The sequence below is a fragment of the Streptomyces sp. NPDC029296 genome (assembly GCF_055569255.1).
In genome coordinates this window covers 1-17,577 of the sequence record NZ_JBVHXT010000018.1, presented here as the reverse complement: position 1 = coordinate 17,577, position 17,577 = coordinate 1, and the positions used below count along the sequence as shown (strand labels likewise).

At 74.6% G+C, this 17,577-nt stretch carries 13 protein-coding genes and 1 pseudogene; 6 read left to right on the top strand and 8 right to left on the bottom strand.

Features of this window, described 5'->3' with window-relative positions; translation table 11 throughout:
* Positions 1-199 precede the first annotated feature (199 nt).
* The gene (locus ACZ4W9_RS17535) at positions 200-2,005 is read left to right on the top strand and encodes a putative bifunctional diguanylate cyclase/phosphodiesterase (protein ID WP_467936551.1); all 1,806 of its coding nucleotides are present in this window, start codon (positions 200-202) and stop codon (positions 2,003-2,005) included.
* Here the strand turns inward: ACZ4W9_RS17535 and ACZ4W9_RS17530 are convergent.
* The 5 genes from ACZ4W9_RS17530 to ACZ4W9_RS17510 form a co-directional block, all read right to left on the bottom strand.
* Positions 1,984-3,081, bottom strand: coding sequence for an LLM class flavin-dependent oxidoreductase (locus ACZ4W9_RS17530; RefSeq protein WP_467936549.1), 1,098 nt, complete (start codon positions 3,079-3,081; stop codon positions 1,984-1,986). The two genes, ACZ4W9_RS17535 and ACZ4W9_RS17530, sit on opposite strands and share 22 nt — an antisense overlap.
* 149 nt (positions 3,082-3,230) lie before the next feature.
* On the bottom strand, positions 3,231-4,568 hold the full coding sequence (locus tag ACZ4W9_RS17525; RefSeq protein ID WP_467936547.1) for an AAA family ATPase: 1,338 nt from the start codon (positions 4,566-4,568) through the stop codon (positions 3,231-3,233).
* Complete coding sequence (locus ACZ4W9_RS17520) at positions 4,565-6,154, bottom strand: hypothetical protein (protein WP_467936545.1); 1,590 nt, start codon at positions 6,152-6,154, stop codon at positions 4,565-4,567. The genes ACZ4W9_RS17525 and ACZ4W9_RS17520 overlap by 4 nt, the downstream gene beginning before the upstream one ends.
* Complete coding sequence (locus ACZ4W9_RS17515) at positions 6,145-7,419, bottom strand: hypothetical protein (protein WP_467936543.1); 1,275 nt, start codon at positions 7,417-7,419, stop codon at positions 6,145-6,147. The genes ACZ4W9_RS17520 and ACZ4W9_RS17515 overlap by 10 nt, the downstream gene beginning before the upstream one ends.
* The gene (locus ACZ4W9_RS17510) at positions 7,316-8,260 is read right to left on the bottom strand and encodes a phosphatase PAP2 family protein (RefSeq protein ID WP_467936541.1); all 945 of its coding nucleotides are present in this window, start codon (positions 8,258-8,260) and stop codon (positions 7,316-7,318) included. The genes ACZ4W9_RS17515 and ACZ4W9_RS17510 overlap by 104 nt, the downstream gene beginning before the upstream one ends.
* Positions 8,261-8,503: 243 nt before the next feature.
* Between ACZ4W9_RS17510 and ACZ4W9_RS17505 the strand changes: the two genes are divergently transcribed.
* Complete coding sequence (locus ACZ4W9_RS17505; protein ID WP_467936539.1) at positions 8,504-9,100, top strand: histidine phosphatase family protein; 597 nt, start codon at positions 8,504-8,506, stop codon at positions 9,098-9,100.
* Between the two features lie 121 nt (positions 9,101-9,221).
* Here ACZ4W9_RS17505 and ACZ4W9_RS17500 read toward each other — a convergent pair whose 3' ends face one another.
* Complete coding sequence (locus tag ACZ4W9_RS17500; RefSeq protein WP_467936537.1) at positions 9,222-10,685, bottom strand: hypothetical protein; 1,464 nt, start codon at positions 10,683-10,685, stop codon at positions 9,222-9,224.
* Between the two features lie 273 nt (positions 10,686-10,958).
* On the opposite strand from ACZ4W9_RS17500, the gene ACZ4W9_RS17495 reads away from it, so the two are divergent.
* The 3 genes and pseudogenes from ACZ4W9_RS17495 to ACZ4W9_RS17485 all read left to right on the top strand — a co-directional run.
* On the top strand, positions 10,959-11,369 hold the full coding sequence (locus ACZ4W9_RS17495) for a hypothetical protein (RefSeq protein ID WP_467936535.1): 411 nt from the start codon (positions 10,959-10,961) through the stop codon (positions 11,367-11,369).
* Positions 11,370-11,436: 67 nt separating this feature from the next.
* Entirely contained in the window at positions 11,437-12,300 is an 864-nt protein-coding gene (locus ACZ4W9_RS17490) for a spermidine synthase (RefSeq protein ID WP_467936533.1), read from the top strand.
* A 256-nt stretch (positions 12,301-12,556) separates the two neighbouring features.
* A pseudogene (locus ACZ4W9_RS17485) lies at positions 12,557-12,928 on the top strand (glycoside hydrolase family 18 protein); the annotation flags it as partial.
* Positions 12,929-13,034: 106 nt separating this feature from the next.
* On the opposite strand, the gene ACZ4W9_RS17480 reads toward ACZ4W9_RS17485, so the two are convergent.
* Both ACZ4W9_RS17480 and ACZ4W9_RS17475 read right to left on the bottom strand, forming a co-directional pair.
* The gene (locus tag ACZ4W9_RS17480) at positions 13,035-14,459 is read right to left on the bottom strand and encodes a GH1 family beta-glucosidase (protein ID WP_467936531.1); all 1,425 of its coding nucleotides are present in this window, start codon (positions 14,457-14,459) and stop codon (positions 13,035-13,037) included.
* A gap of 135 nt (positions 14,460-14,594) precedes the next feature.
* Positions 14,595-15,644, bottom strand: coding sequence for a LacI family DNA-binding transcriptional regulator (locus tag ACZ4W9_RS17475; RefSeq protein WP_467936529.1), 1,050 nt, complete (start codon positions 15,642-15,644; stop codon positions 14,595-14,597).
* A gap of 492 nt (positions 15,645-16,136) precedes the next feature.
* Here ACZ4W9_RS17475 and ACZ4W9_RS17470 point away from each other — a divergent pair, with 492 nt between their 5' ends.
* On the top strand, positions 16,137-17,459 hold the full coding sequence (locus ACZ4W9_RS17470) for an ABC transporter substrate-binding protein (RefSeq protein WP_467936527.1): 1,323 nt from the start codon (positions 16,137-16,139) through the stop codon (positions 17,457-17,459).
* The last annotated feature ends 118 nt before the right edge of the window (positions 17,460-17,577 follow it).

Genomic DNA, 17,577 nt, shown 5'->3' with positions numbered 1-17,577 from the left:
CGATATCCGGAAACATTCACGGAACGTCACAACTTGTCGGAGGGCTGAAGAAGCTGCCCAGGTGCGGGCAGAAACGATCTGTCAGAACCTGTGCTCCGTCCGGGACACTGGACATCGGCTGGAAGGGCCCGGGGCCAGCCTCTATGATCGGCACACTTTCCGGCACGGACAGAGATCGAGTGCACTGCGGGAGCGAGCGGTGAGCGGAACGTCCGAAGGGCCGACGCCCGCGGCAGACCTCGACCGGTCAGCCGTCACAGACAGTCACCACACCACCTACCACCGTGTCTTCGCGACCGCCCCGCTCGCCATGGCGGTCGTGGCCCCCGAGGGACGCGTCGTCACCGCCAACGCCGCCCTCGGCGAACTGCTCGGCGTCGACGCGGACACGATCGTCGGGCGGTCCGCCGCCGACCTCGTCGACCTGGCCGCGGACCCCCGCGCCCGGCACGCCTACCTGGAGGTGCTGAGCGGCGGGCAGGCCCGGCTGCGCTGCACCCGCCGGCTCAAGCAGCCCGGCGGGAACTCGGTGTGGGCGCAGATCACCGTCGCCCCGCTGAGCGACGGCGAGCCCGGCGCCCTGCTGTCGGTCACCGACATCAGCGCCCGCCGCGAACTCCAGGCCCAGTTGCGGCACTTGCAGATGCACGACCCGGTGACCCGGCTGCCCAACCGCACGCTGTTCTTCGAGCGGCTGACGGCCGCGCTGGAGACCGAGCCGTACGAGCAGGGCGGCACCGGCCGGATCGGCCTGTGTTATCTGGACCTCGACGGCTTCAAGGCGGTCAACGACACCCTCGGCCACCGCGTCGGCGACCGGCTCCTTTCGGCCGTGGCCAAACGCCTGACCCGGATCGCCGACGAGGCCGGCTACGCCCGCGCCGCCACCCCCCTGGTGGCCCGGCTCGGCGGCGACGAGTTCGCCCTGCTCGTGGAGGACTCCACCGGCACCGAACAGCTCGCCGACCTCGCCGAGTCCGCGCTGAGGGCCCTGGAGGAACCCTTCGACCTGGCCGGACAGCGGCTGTCGCTGACCGCGTCCATCGGCGTCGTCGAGCGGCACAGCGCGGGCACCACGGCCACGGGACTGATGCAGGCCGCCGATACGACGCTGTACTGGGCGAAGGCCGACGGCAAGGGCCGCTGGACCCTGTTCGACCCCGAGCGCAACGCCCACCGCATGACCCGTCAGGCCCTGTCCTCCACCCTCCGTCCCGCCATCGAACGGGGGGAGTTCGCCCTCGAGTACCAGCCGCTGGTGGCCATGGAGGACGGCCGGCTCAACGGTGTCGAGGCGCTGATCCGCTGGCACCACCCGCAGTTCGGCACGCTCACGCCGAATCGGTTCATCGGACTGGCCGAGGAGGACGGCTCGATCGTGCAGCTCGGCCGCTGGGCGCTGGCCACCGCCTGCCGGCAGGCCCGCCGCTGGCAGCTCGACCGCCCCGGCGACCCGCCCATCTTCGTCAGCGTCAACGTGGCCGTGCGGCAGGTGTGGGACTCCGACCTGGTGGCCGACGTCGCCGAGACCCTCGCGGAGACCGGGCTCGCCCCGCACCTGCTCCAGCTGGAACTGACCGAGTCCGCGGTGATGGGCTCGGCGGGGCGCCCGCTCCAGGCCCTGCAGGCGCTCAGCGACATGGGCGTGCGCATCGCCATCGACGACTTCGGCACCGGTTACTCCAACCTCGCCTACCTGAGCCGTCTGCCGGTCTCCGCGCTGAAGCTGGACGGCTCCTTCGTCCGGGGCTTCCAGTACGAGGAGGCCGCCAGGGACGCCATGCCGAACCCGGCCGACGAGGTCGTCGTGGAGGCGATGATCCAGCTCGCCCACCGGCTCGGCCTGACGGTCACCGCGGAGTGCGTGGAGACCTCGGCCCAGGCCAGCCGGCTGCGCCGGATCGGCTGCGACACCGGGCAGGGGTGGCTGTACTCCCGCCCGGTGCCGCCGGATCGTATCTCCGAGCTGCTCGGGGCGCGGACCTACGCGGTCGGCAACCCGTAGGCGTCCGCGATCAGTTCGTAGGAGCGCAGCCGGACCTCGCCGCGGTGCGCGTGCGAGGTGAGCATCAGCTCGTCGGCCCCGGTGCGCTTGCGCAGGTCGTCCAGGCCGACGCGGACCTGGTCGGCCGTGCCGTGCACGACGTTCGCCGACCAGGAGGTGACGAACTCCTCCTCCATCGGGCCGAGCTCGTACCCCTCGGCCTCCGCCGGGTCCGGGAACAGGCCCGGCCGGCCGGTGCGCAGCCGGAGCATGTTCAGCGCCATCGCCCGGGTCTGCCGGCGGGCCTCGCGCTCGTCGTCCGTGGCGAGCGCGGAGACGCCGATGAGGGCGTACGGCTCGGCCAGGACGGCGGAGGGCCGGAAGGTCTGCCGGTACAGGTCCAGGGCCGGGATGGTGTTCTGCGCGGAGAAGTGGTGCGCGAACGCGAACGGCAGACCGAGCAGACCGGCCAGCCGGGCGCTGAACCCGGAGGAACCGAGCAGCCAGACGGGCGGGCGGTGCGGGGACTGCACCCCGCCGGGCGAGGTGCCCTGCACGGGCCCCGGGATCGCGTGGATGCGCCGGTAGGGGTGCCCGTCCGGGAAGTCGTCGTCCAGGAAGCGGGTCAGCTCGGCGAGCTGCTGCGGGAAGTCGTCGGCGCCCTCGTTCAGGGTCTCGCTGCGGCGCAGGGCCGCGGCGGTGGCCCCGTCCGTGCCCGGCGCCCGGCCGAGTCCCAGGTCGATCCGGCCCGGGGCGAGCGCCTCCAGCGTGCCGAACTGCTCCGCGATCACCAGCGGGGCGTGGTTGGGCAGCATGACGCCGCCCGAGCCGAGCCGGATGCGGTCGGTGTGGGCGGCGAGGTGGGCGAGGATCACGGCGGGGGAGGAGGAGGCCACGCCGGGCATGGAGTGGTGCTCGGCGACCCAGTAGCGGTGGAAGCCGCGGGACTCCGTGAGCCGGGCGAGCGCGACGCTGGTGCGCAGGGCGTCGGTGGCGGTACTGCCCGCGCCCACCGTCGCCAGGTCCAGCACGGAGAGGGGCACGGGGGCGTCCCCGCGCCTGACACCCCTGATCTCGTCCACGTCGTCTGCCGCCACGGTATGGCCTCCTGTTCCGAGCACTGCGCTGTCCTCGGTGCCCTAACAGGAGAAGGTCCCCGCTTATTCCGTCCGCGCGGGGACTCCCTCGGGGCCGCGTGGGCGCCCGTTGCGTCCCGGGCTTGCCGGCCGTGCGTCTGGTGGGCCGGTCACGGGCGCCAGACCACCCGGTGTTCCGACAGGTGGGACAGGACCGCGTGGTTCGCCTCCCAGCCGTCCGGGAACTTCACCAGCGTGCCCAGCTGGACCGGTTCCGTGGCGGGGTAGTCGTCCAGGAGGGCGGGGACGCCGGCCCGGCAGACCATGATGCAGGCGTGGCGGTGCCGGGAGGCCAGGACGCACAGGCGGCCCGTCTCCAGGTGGAACGCCGTGGCGTCGGGGCGGCCGGAGAGCGGGTGCAGGACGACCGTCACGTCGTACTCCCGGCCCTGGAGCCGGTTCGCGGTGTCGACCGTGACGTCCCGGACGCCCAGCTCGGCCAGGGCCGCCCGGACCGCCGCCGCCTGGTCGCGGTGGGCCGTGCCCACGGCGACGCGGCCGGCGGTCAGCGGGGTGGGGTCCGCGGAGCGTTCCGAGGTCGCCGCGCCGCCCCGGTCCAGGAGGCGGCGGACCACCGCCGCCACCGCCCGCACCGCCTCCGGGTCCGTGCGCGGAGTGTGCCGGGCGGGCAGCTCCAGCAGGCCCCAGCCGGTCTCCGCGGCCTCGTCGATCACCCGGTCCGGCCCGGAGCCGTCCGAGGGCACGGCGAAGGCCAGCCGGCGGTCGCCGTGGGCCGTGCCGCTGCGGAACGGCGTGTACGGGTAGAACGCGTCCGAGACCAGCGGCGCCGCCGACGCCGGCAGCCGCCAGGAGACCGGCAGCCGGTGCTGGGGCAGGCCCGGGTTGTGCGCCAGCAGCGTGCTGACCGCCGAGGCCGACGGATCGTACGACAGGCCCGCCCACTGCTCGCCGCCCACGATGGAGAAGGGGTCCAGCTGGCCCGGGTCACCGACGAACAGCGCCCGCTCGAACAGGCCGGCCACGGCGAGCAGGGAGTCCGAGCGCATCTGGTACGCCTCGTCCACGATCGCGTGCCGCCACGGCTCGTCCACCTTCACGTGCGCCCACTTCGCGGCGGTGGACAGCACCACCGGCAGGCCGGTCAGGTCGGCCGCCTTCGCCGACGTACGCACCTGCGGCAGCTCGTCCAGCGCCTTGTCGTACGCGTCGGTGTCGCTGCTGTGCAGCCGGCCGACGGGCAGCTCCGGGTTCTTCTCGGCCAGACGCAGCACCAGGTCGTCGACCTGGGCGTTCGTCTGCGCCACCACCATCAGCGGGCGGCCCGCCGCGGCCAGCTCCAGGGCCGCGCGGACCACCAGCGTCGACTTGCCCGCGCCCGGCGGGGAGTCCACCACCACACCCCGCGCGGTGCCGTGCAGCGTGTCGCGGAGGATCGCCTCGGTGGCGGGGCCGGCCGCGGTGCCGGGATCGACGTCGACGGTCGTCACAACACGTCCTCCTCGGTGACGGGGTCGGGGGCTTCCGGCGCCGCCTCGCCCGGCGGGCCGCCGTGCGTCCACGGGGTCTCCTCGGGGTCGGGCAGCTTCGCGCCGCCGCGCTGCTCGTGCTCGAACAGCGTGAAGCACACCCGGTCGCCCTTCTCCGGCACCGAACCGGGCTCGGGCTCCCTGCCCCGGCCCATCCGGTCCAGGACGCGCAGGGTCAGCACCCCGTCGGCCTCGTACCCGACGAACTCGGCCGACTGCGGCCTGCCGTCCAGCGAGCGGTACACCCGCGCCCGCCCGGCGAGGTGCGGCCGGTCGTCCGTGCGGACCGTCACCAGCGGGCGCGGGCTCGGCCGCCTGCCCTCGCTGTACGCCATCACCACATCGGTCACCTCGCCCGCGAACGCCTCCCCGGCCAGCCGACGACCGGCCATCACCAGCGGATCGTCCAGCGCCTCCTGCGCCTCCAGCCGGGCCTGCTCCCGCTCGCGCGTGGCCAGCTTGTTCGCCGCCGTCACCGCGTCGTCCCGGCGCGGCTGCGGCGGCTCGCCGGCCCGCACCCGGTCCCGGTGCGCGGTGAAGGACCAGCGGTCGCGCAGCCAGCGCCCCTCCACGTGCGCGCCCGCCGGCAGCGCCCGCAGCAGGTCCAGGCCCCGCCACACCGCGTCCCAGGTGGGCCGCGTGCGGCTCTCCACCAGGTCGCGGATCTCCCGCTCGGCCCGGGTGAGCGCGGCCAGCCGGACGTCGGCCTCCAGCGGGTCCTCGGCGGCGGCCAGGGCGGTGCGCGCCCGGTCGTAACGCTCGATCGCCGGGGCCAGCAGCCGGTTGTCGAACGCCGGGTCGGTGGCGGGACCGGCCGGCGGGCACAGCAGCTGGCCGTCGGCGTCCCGGGCGAGTTCGGCCCGGCGGGCGGCCTCGGCGCCGGACGTCTCCGCGGGAGGGTCGATCCAGGCGAGCAGCGCGCCCAGGTGCTCGTCCTCCAGCCCGGACTGGCCGGTCGCCCAGTGCCGGGACAGCACCTCCGTCAGGGCCAGCAGCAGCGAGGAGCCGGGGACCCGGGACCGCTCGCCGTAGTGGGTCAGCCAGCGGCCGAGCAGCGGCACCCGGGGCGGCGCCGGATAGGGCGCGTCCGGGTCCTGCTCGGCGGTGCGCCGGAACCGCATCGAGCGGCCCAGCAGCCGCACGAAGTCCAGGCCGGTGCGGCTCGGCACGATCAGCTGGGGGGCGTCCGCGCACAGTTCGGCCGCCACCTTGACCCGCTTGCCGGTCTCCGGGTCGGTCTCGGTGCGCTCGGCCGCCTCCACGGCGTCCGCGTACGACTCGAGGTGCGGCAGCACGATGTCGGCCAGGTCGGCGAGGAACGCGAAGCGCTGATCGCGGTCGCGGGGCTGCGGTACGACCAGCAGCCGGGGCGCGTCCCGGTCGGTGCCGACCAGCGCGCCGAGCGGGGCACCGGTCTCGCCGGCGGTGGTCAGCGGCACGAACACCAGCGGACGGTCGGACAGGTGCCGGTGCCGGACCGTCGCCGCCGGCCGGGCCCGGCCGCTGTCGACGGCTTCCAGCCGGGCGAGGGCGGTGATCAGGGACACCCGGTCACCTCCCCGGTACGCCGCGGTGACTCGCCGGCCGCGTTCGCCGGTGCCTCGCGGGCCGCCCGGAGCGCCGCCGCGCGCCCGGCAGCGGTCTCGGCCGCCGTCCGGAGGGCCTCCGCGCGCAGGGCCGCCGCGCGGCGCAGGGCCGCCACCGCCGGGTCGGCCGCCTCGCCGCTCGCGCCGCGGGCGGCGGACAGCACCTCCGCCACGGTGGCCAGGCCGCCCAGTTCGGCCCGCAGGGGCCGGCCGAGGCGGGTGACCTCGCCGGCCTCCCGGGCCCGGTCCCGGCAGTGGAAGGCCAGTTCGCAGGCGGACAGGCACTCCGGGGCGTAGGCCGCCGGCACCGCCTCCACGGCCGCCGTCAGCTCCTCGGCGGGCCGGTCGGGCGCGAAGCAGGTGCCCTCGGGCAGCGTCTCGGTGATCTCCTCGATCCGGGTGAGCCGGGCGAGCTGGCGCGCGGTGACCGCACGCTGCCTGCGGACGTCCACGGCGGAGCCCTCGGGCAGGTTGGAGAAGTCCCTCGGGCACACCAGCAGCACCCGGTGGCGCACCTCGGGCACGGGGTCGAGGCGGGCGGCGACCTCCTCCAGCGCCAGCACGTACACCGCCGCCTGCCGGGCCGCCGCGCCCACCTTGGCCGGGTCCGCGGCTCCGTCCACCGCCGGGAAGGACTTGATCTCCACCACCGACCAGCTGCCGTCCGGGTGCACCACCACCGCGTCCGGCTCCAGGAAGGCCGGCGAACCCGCCACGTCCAGGGCGAGCATCGGATGGTCCAGCAGCGTCCAGCCGCCCGCGCGCGTGGCCTCGCGCAGCGCCAGCGCCGTACGGGCCGTGCGCCCTTCGGGGCCGTGCGCGGTCAGGTCGGGCACGGCCGCGCCGGCGGGCGCCTCGGCACCCGGGTCGAGCCGGGCGTGCACCAGCCGCAGCAGCTCCGCGCCGCCGTCCGCCTTCACCCGCGCCTCGAACGCGTTGCCCCGGGTCAGCGCGAACTGCGACTGCCCGAAACCGGACGGCGCGCCCAGCGCGGTCGCCAGCCGGGCCTTGTCCACCCCGGCGCCGTCCAGGACCGCCCGCCGGGCGCACCCCGGGTTCGCGGCGAGCGCCGCGAGGGCGCGGGCGTCCAGGGCCTTGGCCGGTGTGCCGGGACCGCGCAGCTCAGCGAGCCGGTGCCGGAGTCCCCTCGCCCGCGTCGGTGGCGGAGGCGTCCGGTCCGGCCGCGGGGTCGAGCCGCGACTCGCGCTGCCGTGGAATTCGCTCACCCGCCGAAGTCTGGCACCCGGCACCGACAATCGGGGAACCCGCACCGGCCGCGGCCGGTGCGACGGGGCGCGACAGCCTGGTGCGGACCCGGTCCACGGCCCGCATGAGGGCCGGTGCCAGCAGGAGCCCGGCGCCCATCACGGCGACGCCCGCGACCGCGTCCAGGAAGTAGTGGTTGGCGGTGCCCATGACCACGATGGCGGTCAGCAGCGGGTAGGCGACCCCGAGGACCTTCGTCAGGCGCGTGCCGCCGTGGCGCCACAGCATCACCCCGCACCACAGCGCCCAGCCCACGTGCAGGCTCGGCATCGCCGCGTACTGGTTGGTCATGCCGCCCATGCCGCGCGGGGCGCTGGCCTCGCCGCCCCACCAGCCGTACGAGCTGTACTGCGCCATCGTGTCCACGAAGCCGTAGCCGGCGTCGAGCAGCCGGGGCGGGCAGGTCGGCAGCAGGGTGAAGCCGATCAGGCCGATGAAGGTGGACGCGAGCAGCCAGGTGCGCGCGGCCCGGTAGTGCGGGGCACGCGCGCGGAAGAGCCACACCAGGACCGCGGGCGTGACCAGGTAGTGCAGCGAGGCGTACCAGAAGTCGGCCGGCACCCCCAGCCAGGCCTCCTGGGTGAACAGCCGGTTCAGCGGGTGCTCGGCGTTGAGGTGCAGGGCCTTCTCGATGCGCAGGATCGCCAGGCCGTGGTCGACCGCGCCGGCGACGTCGCCGCGCGCGAGGAGCCGGCCGGCCGAGTAGCAGCCGTAGACCAGCAGGATCAGCGGCAGCTCGGTCCACCAGCGCGGCCGGGGACGGAGGGCCACCTCGGTGCCCGGTGTCTCGGTCTGCGGCAATCCGATCGCCCTCCCCCTTCTGCTGTGTGCGCTGCGCCCCGGCGGGCGACCGTGCCACTTTACGGTGTTGCCACCGCGCCCATGAGGGGCCCGTCGGCCACGCCTGGCAGGCGTCCGGCACTGGAAGACGCCGGGACCGCCCGCGGGGTTGCCTGCCGGTGGGGTGAGCGATGATGGAGGGACCGAGAACACTCGTACATTCCGTGGCGTCCGGGGGGCGTCACCCGTCCGGAGAGGTCTCCCATGGCACCGCGCATCCTGCTGGCCCGGCACGGACAGACGGCCTGGTCGCTGTCCGGCAAGCACACCGGCAGGACCGATGTGCCGCTGCTGGAGGAGGGCCGGCACGGGGCCAAGCTGCTCGGCGAGCGGCTGCACCGCGCTCCGCTGGACGGGCTGGCGGACGCGGAGATACGCACCAGCCCGCTCTCCCGCGCACGCGAGACGTGCGAACTCGCCGGGTTCGGCGAGCGGGCCGAGCGCTGGGACACGCTCATGGAGTGGGACTACGGCGCGTACGAGGGGATGACCCCGGCCGAGATCCATGCGGTCCGGCCGGGCTGGCTGATCTGGCGGGACGGGGTCCCGGAGGGCGAGTCCGGCGCCGACGTCACCGCGCGCGCGGACGAGGTGGTCGCCTGGGCGCGCTCCGCCGACCGCGACGTGCTGGTCTTCGCCCACGGGCACATCCTGCGGTCGATCGGCGCGCGGTGGCTCGGGCTGCCGCTGGACTTCGCGGCACGCATCCGCCTGAACCCCACGTCGCTGTCCGTCCTGGGCTGGGCGTACGGCGAGCCGGCCATCGAGAACTGGAACGACGTGGGGCACCTGGCCGGGTGAGCGGACGGCGGGTGGCCGGGTGATCCGCGCCGGGGCCGTGCCGCCCACCCCTGCCGGGCCGGACGCACGGCCGCCCCGCGCGGGCGCGGCGCGTCGTACTCTCCCGTCCGTGGGCCGGTGCCTACACCGGCGTCCCGTTCCGTCCCTGCTTCGGGCCCTTGGAGGACGCGTGGCGGTCCAGGAACTCCGAGACCCCCGACGCCCGCCGGTGCGGCAGCAGCACCCGGGCCGTCCCGGCCAGCATCGCCTGGACGCGCGAGGACTGGACCTGGTCGAGCAGCGCGAGCACCCGCAGCCCCGCCTCCGCCGCCTCGTCGGGACGGCCCTCGCGGGCGAGGTCGTCGGCCAGCTCGGCGGTGTACAGCGCGATGTTGCGGGTGAAGTGCGGGTCCTGCAACCGCGTGGCGCGCCGCGCCTGCCGGGCCGCCCGCCGCCAGTCGCCCAGCGTGGACCAGCACTGCGCCTCCAGCCCCGCCAGCTCTGCCTCGCCGTAGAAGCTCATCCACTCCGGGTCGGCGTCCGAGCGGCCCCGCTCGAACAGGGCCTGCGCACGCGCCAGCGCCCGCTCGCAGCCGATGCGGTCGGCGAGCCCCGCCCAGCCGCCCGCCTCGCGCAGCACCAGCAGGGACGACAGCCGGGCCGACCCGAGCGGCCGCGCGGCGCGCTGCGCGGCCTGCGCGGCCCGGACCGCCTCCCGGGGGCGGCCCGCGTCCCGGGCGAGGAACGCGGTGTTGCAGAAGGCGTGCGCCTCCAGCCCCGGGTCGCCGGTCATCCGGGCGGTGGCCAGCGCCTCGGCGTAGTGCGAGCGCGCGTCGTCGAAGCGGCCGGAGTCATGCGCCAGCCAGCCGACGGAGAGGGCGAGTTCCCCGGCGCCCGCGTGCAGCCGGTCGGCGGTGGTCTGCCGGGTGGCCCCGGCGTCGAGCAGCGCGTAGGCGGCGCGCAGCGGGGCCGCCGCACGCCGGTACAGGCCGTCCGCGCCGTGCCGGTCGTCGAGCAGCCGGATGCGGCGGACGGCCTCCTCCAGGGCCATCGCCTCGGGGGTTCCGGCGCGCCGCGCCGTGCCGTCCGCCGCGGCGGCGGTGGTGGTGAGTCCCAGCGGGGCCAGGGTGGCGGCGGCCACCGTGGCGCCTGAGCCGGTCATGAATGCGCGACGCAGCACGTCGCTCTCCTCGTGGTTCGGGGGGTCGTTCTGCGGGGGGTCCTGCGTGTCGTACGGCTCGACGGCCCCCGGCGACTCACCGGGTGCCTCCCCGGTGGCGGGCCCGCGCGGCGCCGCCGAGGCCGTCCGTGCCGCCCGGCCGCGGACGGACGAACGGGGCACGAAGCCCAGGTCGGTGAGCGTCCGGCCGGGGAACATGTGCAGGAACACCCGTTCGTAGGCGTAGTTGGGGCAGCGGATCTCGCCCGCCTCGACCCGGCCGATGTAGCGCGCGTCACAGCTCACCCGCTCGCCGATCTCGCGCGCGGCCCGTCGTACCAGCGCCGCGAACTCGGCCGGGGAGCGCACGCCCCGCAGCCGCCGGAAGGCGAGGTTCGGCCGGGGCGGCCGGTCGGGCTGCGACGAAGTCACCGTTGACGACGCCATGGCCGGGTCCTCTCGTGCGAACCGTCGAACCATGCCGGGACCGGGGCGGTTCGGGGCGGTTCCGGGACGGATCGCCCGAGTGACGCTCTGGTTCCGGCGGGCATGAACGTACCTGCTGTACGGGGTTCGCCACGCGGTGTTTGGCCACAAATCGGGTATCTCATGCGCGATCTGCCAAGAAGTGCCATCCTTTGCGGCGCACTTGGGCCGTAGCCGTTGACGCGTTCGCGCGTTGAACCCCGTGGACCGCAACAGGGCTGTGTGGAGGCCGGCATGGAGACCAGCCAGAGCAATGAACCTTGTACGTCGCCGTCGTCGTCCGCGCCCGCCGCGGACGACCCGGCGTGCGACCTCGTGACGGTACCGGCCCGGCAGGGGCTGGAGGCGGTCGACATCCTGCGGCGCGGCGCCGCGGACGCCGTGGGACCCGTCCTGCACGACGACGACTGCGGCACCCTCGGCTTCCTGGTGCCGGCCGGTACGGCGGCCGGCTGGGACGTGCCGGGCAGCACCTGCACCGGGACGGACGGGCGCGGACTGCGGCTGGACCCCGGGCCGCCGGTGGCGGGCTCGGACTGGCTGCTGCCCCCCGGCGACGCCGACCTCGCCACGGACCCGGCGGTCCTGCGCCGGGCCCTGGGGGAGGCGGCACGGGTGATCGAGGCGGCGGACAGGAGCTGCTGAGGAGGCGGGCCGGCCGGCCCCGGCCACCGCTGCCGTGCTCCCCCGTGACACCTGCGAAAATGGGGGAATGGGCAGGACCAGGAACACCCGGCGCAGGCCGGCCGCCGCCGTCGAGGAACCGGTCGACGGCGGGCTCGCGCGGCTCGTCCCCGACCCCGATCGCGCGCGGGCCTGGACGCTGCTGATCGACGGGGCGCCCCAGTCGCACGTCGACCTGGACGACCCGGCGTACCTCTCCTTCGAGTACCAGCGCCGCCTCGGCCATGTCATCGACCTGGCCGCCCCGCCCGGCAGGCCCGTGCACGCCGTGCACCTCGGCGGCGGCGCGTTCACCCTCGCTAGGTATGTCGCCGCGACCCGGCCCCGCTCCACCCAGCAGGTCGTGGAGCGCGACGCGAGCCTGGTCCGGCTGGTCCGCCGTGAACTGCCGCTGGACGCGAACGCGCGCGTCCGGGTGCGCGCAGTGGACGCCCGCGAGGGCCTGGCCAAGGTGCCGGACGGCTGGGCCGACCTGATCGTCGCCGACGTGTTCAGCGGCGCCCGCACCCCCGCCCACCTCACCTCCACCGAGTTCCTCGACGAGGTCCGCCGCGCCCTGAAGCCCACCGGCGTCTACACGGCCAACCTCGCCGACGGCCCGCCGCTCGCCCATCTGCGCGGCCAGATCGCCACCGCCGCCGCCCGCTTCGGCGAACTCGCGCTGATCGCCGACGCGGCCGTACTGCGCGGCAGGCGCTTCGGCAACGCCGTCCTGGTCGCCGCCGACATCCCGCTGCCGCTCGCCGAACTGACCCGCCGCGCCGCCTCCGACCCGCAGCCCGCCCGGGTCGAACACGGCCGGGCGCTCACCGACTTCACCGGCGGCGCGGCGCCCGTGACGGACGCGGCCGCGGTGGCGTCCCCCGCCCCGCCGCCGTCGGTGTTCCACTAGACCGGACGGGCCTGTCGTCGGTGTTCCGCTCGGCCGGACCGCCTCGTCGTCGGTGTTCCGCTCGGGCGGCCCGGCCCCTCCGTCGTCGGTTTTCCGCAGGCCGGACCGCCCCCGCCGCTTTCGGCCGGTCCGCTGGGCCGGACCTCCCCCGCCTCTGCCGCCGTCGGGCTTGGCCAGACCGGACGGGCCTGTCGTCGGTGTTCCGCTCGGCCGGCCCGGCCCCGCCGCCTTCGGCCGTTCCATTGGGCCGGACCGCACCGTCAACATCATGGCGATGGACTACGGCGCCTCGTGCAGCGGCGACGTGGGCGGCTACGCCGAGCAGGCCGCGACCGCCACCCAGGCCCAGGTCAAGAGCGTGCCGGGGCTGTCCGGCACCGCCGCCTGGAAGGCCGTCGCCGTCACCCGGTGATCGGCGTCAACGACGTCTCCTGCGAGGTGTCCACGGTCGAGGACGCCACCCAGCTGGTGAACTTCGCCCGGTCCAGGGGCCTCGGCCGGCTGTCCATGTGGTCCGCGACCCGGGACAAGAGCTGCGCGGGCGCCCCAAGCCCTCCGCCGACGCCGTGTGCGGCTCCCTCGCCCAGGACCCCTACGCTTCTCGAAGGCGTTCGGTGCCTACAAGTGACCCGCCTCCCACGCGGATCCCGGGTCCCCGGCCCGGACACCCGGTGCCCCCGCCGGGGATGACGAAGGGCGCGGCCCACCCCCCACGACAGGCCGCGCCCTCCGGGCTAGACGGACGGCACCGGCGGCAGCGCTCCCGTGCGGGCCGCCTCGCCGTACCAGTGGGCGCTGGACTTCGGCGTCCGCTCCAGCGTCGAGTAGTCGACGTAGACCGCGCCGAACCGCTTGTCGTAGCCGTACGCCCACTCGAAGTTGTCCATCAGGGACCACAGGTAGTAGCCGCGCACATCGGCGCCGTCGGCCAGGGCGCGGCGCACCTCCGACAGATGGCCGTGCAGATAGGCGATGCGCTCGGGATCGTGCACCCGGCCGTCGGGGTCGGGCTTGTCGTCGTAGGCCGCGCCGTTCTCGGTGATGTACAGCGGCAGGCCCGGCGCCTCGCGCGTGTAGCGCATGATCAGGTCGTACAGGCCCGTCGGGTCGATGGTCCAGCCCATCTCCGTGCGCTCGCCCGGCGTCTGGTGGAACAGGATGTCGTCGGCGCACGGCCAGGGGGAGTGCTCGCTGGAGCCGTGGCCGTCCGGACGGGGGCCCTTGATCGCGCCGGACGCGGCCGAGACCAGCGCCGGCGTGTAGTAGTTCAGGCCCAGCGCGTCCAGCGGGGCGTTGATCGTGCGCAGGTCGGTGTCCAGGACGTGACTCCAGTCCGTCACCGAGCGCGTGGCCTCCAGCAGCGACTGCGGGTACGCCCCGTGCAGCATCGGACCGTGGAAGACCCCGTTGGCCAGGTCGTCGATGCGGCGGGCGGCGGCCAGGTCGGCCGGGTCCTGGCTGAGCGGCCGCACCACCGAGGAGTTGAGGCTGATCGCGATCCGGTTGCCGGCCGGCATCGCCGCCCGCAGCGCCGACACGGCCAGCCCGTGCCCCAGGTTCAGGTGGTGGGCGGCGCGCAGGGAGGCCGCCGGGTCGGTACGGCCGGGCGCGTGCACCCCGGAGCCGTAGCCCAGGAAGGCGCTGCACCAGGGCTCGTTGAGGGTGATCCACTGCTCCACCCGGTCGCCCAGCGCCTCACCGACCAGCCGCGCGTACTCGGCGAAGCGGAACGCGGTGTCCCGCTCCGGCCAGCCGCCCGCGTCCTCCAGCTCCTGCGGGAGATCCCAGTGGTAGAGCGTGAGCGCCGGCTTGATGCCGTGCTCCAGCAGCTCGTCCACCAGCCGGCGGTAGAAGTCCAGACCGCGCTGGACCGCCGGGCCCCGGCCCGTCGGCTGCACCCGGGGCCAGGACACGGAGAAGCGGTACGCGGTCAGGCCCAGCTCCGCCATCATCGCCACGTCGTCGCGGTAGCGGTGATAGTGGTCGACCGCGATGTCCCCGGTCTCGCCGCCGGCCGTGCGGCCCGGCGTATGGCTGAAGGTGTCCCAGATCGACGGGGTGCGGCCGTCCTCCCCCACCGCCCCCTCGATCTGGTACGCCGAGGTCGCGGCGCCCCAGAGGAAGGCGGGCGGAAAGGTCTCTGTCATCGGTTCGGGCATGGGGGCTCTCCCAGGGGTCGAGTGCTTGCATTATGCATGGGAGCGCTCCCACCAGGGAAGGGGAAAGCGGGCGACGGGGTGTCGGGACAGGGGGCGTGCGGTGGCGTGCCGGGGCGTGCGGAGTGAACACCTCCGTCAGGCCGACTCCCGCACCACCAGCTCGGTGGGGAGCACCACCCCGCGCCGGCACATGCCCTGCTGGGCGATCTCCTCCAGCAGGAGGGCCGCCATCGTGCGGCCCATCTCCGCCAGCGGCTGGCGGACGCTGGTCAGCGGCGGATCGATGTGCCGGGCCACGATGGAGTCGTCGAAGCCGACCAGTGCCACGTCCCCGGGGATCCGGCGGCCCGCCGCGCGCAGTTCCTGCACCGCGCCCGAGGCCATCACGTCCGAGGCGGCGAACACGGCGTCGAGATCCGGGCGCCGGCGCAGCAGTTCCCGCATGGCCGCGCGTCCGCCCTGCTCGGTGAAGTCGCCGGCCGCGACCAGCTCCGGTGTGACGGCGACCCCGGCGTCCCGCAGCGCGTCCCGGTAGCCGTCGAGCCGGGCCCGCGCCGCGTCCATGTCCAGCGGGCCGGTGATGGTGGCGACGGTCCGACGGCCGCCCTCGAGCAGGTGCCGCACGGCGAGCCGGGCGCCGCCCCGGTTGTCCGCGCGGACATGGCCGAGCCGCTCCGTCTCGCCCCGGCGCCCGGCCAGCACGGTCGGCACGGCCAGTTCCGCGAGCCGGTCGGGCAGGGTGTCCTCGGCGTGCACCGCCATCAGCAGCACCCCGTCCACCCGTTGCGCGGCCAGATAGCCGGCCAGCCGGCCGTACTCGGTCTCGTCGCTCGTGAGGACCAGCAGCAACTGCATGCCCGCGCTGGAGAGTCCCGCGGACACGCCGAGGATGATCTCGGAGAAGTACGGCTCGGCGAAGAGCCGGCTCTCGGCGTCGGGCACGACCAGCGCGACCGAGTCCGTGCGGCGGGTGGCCAGGGAACGGGCGGCGCGGTTGGGGACGTAGCCGAGTTCCGCGATCGCCCGCTCGACGGCCGCCCGGGAGTGGTCGCTGACCTTGGGGGAGCCGTTGATGACCCGGGAGACCGTGCCGCGCCCGACGCCGGCCCGGGCGGCCACGGCGTTCAGGGTCGGTCGCCGGACGTCCGCCGTCCGGTACGGCTGCGGCTGTTCGGCAGAACTCATCGTTCACCTTCCGGCGGTCCGGGTGAGGGGCGCTTCATTCTGGCCCAGGAATTCCGGCGACCGCCCCACACCGGCGGGCGGATGTCCGGAAGGGGGGATTGACCCGCCGGTGACCTGGATCGACGCTGGACCGGACAGCCGGACGGCGGCCCGGTCGCGCCAGCCGGGGCGACACGTTCCCGTGACGTGCTGAACACGCTTGCGCAACAACGCCGTCTTCAAGTCTTGACACCCGGCCCGGCACCAACGAGTCTTCCGGCATGCCGCGTGGGAGCGGTCCCACGGGGTGACCGGGGCTCTCTTCCGTTCGGACGAAACCACCCATGGCCTTCCCCTCTAACCTGCATGGCACACCGTTGACCAGCACCTTTCCACCGCACACCGTGTGCTGTTGGCTAGCCGCTGCTCACACCGAGAGGGCAGGTCCGGACCGCCCGGCCCGGCGGTCCGAATCCTGAGGTCCCGTTCCCCACTGGAACAAGGAGTAGTGGAATGCGCATCACCCGTACCGGCGGTGGTCACGGCCGCAGAGCAGCGGTCGTGGCCACGACGGCCCTGACCGCCTCCGCCCTGCTGCTGACCGGTTGCAGCAGCGACGACGGCGAGTCGGGGGGCACGGACGCCAACGGCAACATCACCCTCACGCTGGCCGACTACGGGCAGTTCGGCTACAAGGAAGCCAAGCTGTTCGAGAAGTACCACGAGCTGCACCCGAACATCACGGTCAAGGAAGAGACCACCGCCAGCGAGCAGGACTACTACCCGAAGCTCCTTCAGCAGCTGAACACGGGCAGCGGCCTGGCGGACGTCACCGGCATCGAGGTCGGGCGCATCAAGGAGGTCGTGGACACCCAGGCCGCCAAGTTCACCGACCTCAGCAAGGCGATCAACGTCGCCGACTGGGTGTCCTGGAAGGCGAAGCAGGCCACCGCCGAGGACGGCACGGTGATCGGCGCCGGCACCGACATCGGCCCGATGTCCCTGTGCTACCGCAAGGACCTCTTCGAGAAGGCGGGCCTGCCCACCGACCGCGAGGCCGTCGCCAAGGCCGTGGCCGGCGGTTGGGAGGACTACCTCAAGCTCGGCGAGCAGTACAAGAAGAAGGCGCCGTCCGGCACGTACTTCATGGACTCCGCCTCCGCGATGTACAACGCGGTCGTCTCCTCCTCCAACCAGCAGTACTACGACGCCGACGGCAAGGCCGTCTACAAGGAGAGCCCGTCCGTCCAGCAGGGCTGGAACCTGGCCGCGGAGGCCGCCGACAAGAAGCTGTCCCAGGGCCTGCCGCAGTTCACCGACGCCTGGTTCGCGGCGCTGCGCAAGGGCAGCGTGGCCACCGTGGCCTGCCCCGCCTGGATGTCCACCCAGATCGTCACCTACTCGGGTGATGCCTACAAGGGCAAGTGGGACATCTCCCGCGCGCCCGGCTCCACGGCGGCCAACTGGGGCGGTTCCTTCCTGACCGTTCCCAAGAGCGGCAAGCACGTCAAGGAGGCCACCGAGCTGGTCAAGTGGCTGACCGCCCCCGAGCAGCAGGCCGCGGTGTTCAAGGCCGCCGGTATCTTCCCGTCCAACCAGAAGGCGTACGACCTGCCCGACGTGAAGAACGCCAAGCTCCCGTACTTCAGTGACGCCCCCATCGGCCAGATCTACGCCGGAGAGGCCAAGACCATCCCCGAGGCGGTGCTCGGCCCGAAGGACGGCGTGATCAAGGACACGATCTCCACCCAGATCAACAACATGGAGCAGCGGGGCACCGACCCCGACGACGCCTGGAAGGCCGCGACCGAGACGCTTGACAAGGCGCTCGGCTGACCGGCCCGGGGGGGGGGGGGGGCCGAGGCCCCCCCCCCCCCCCCCCCCACCCCCCCCCCCCCCCCCCCCCCCCCCCCCCCCCCCCCCCCCCGTCCCCCCCCCCCCACGCCCCCCCCGT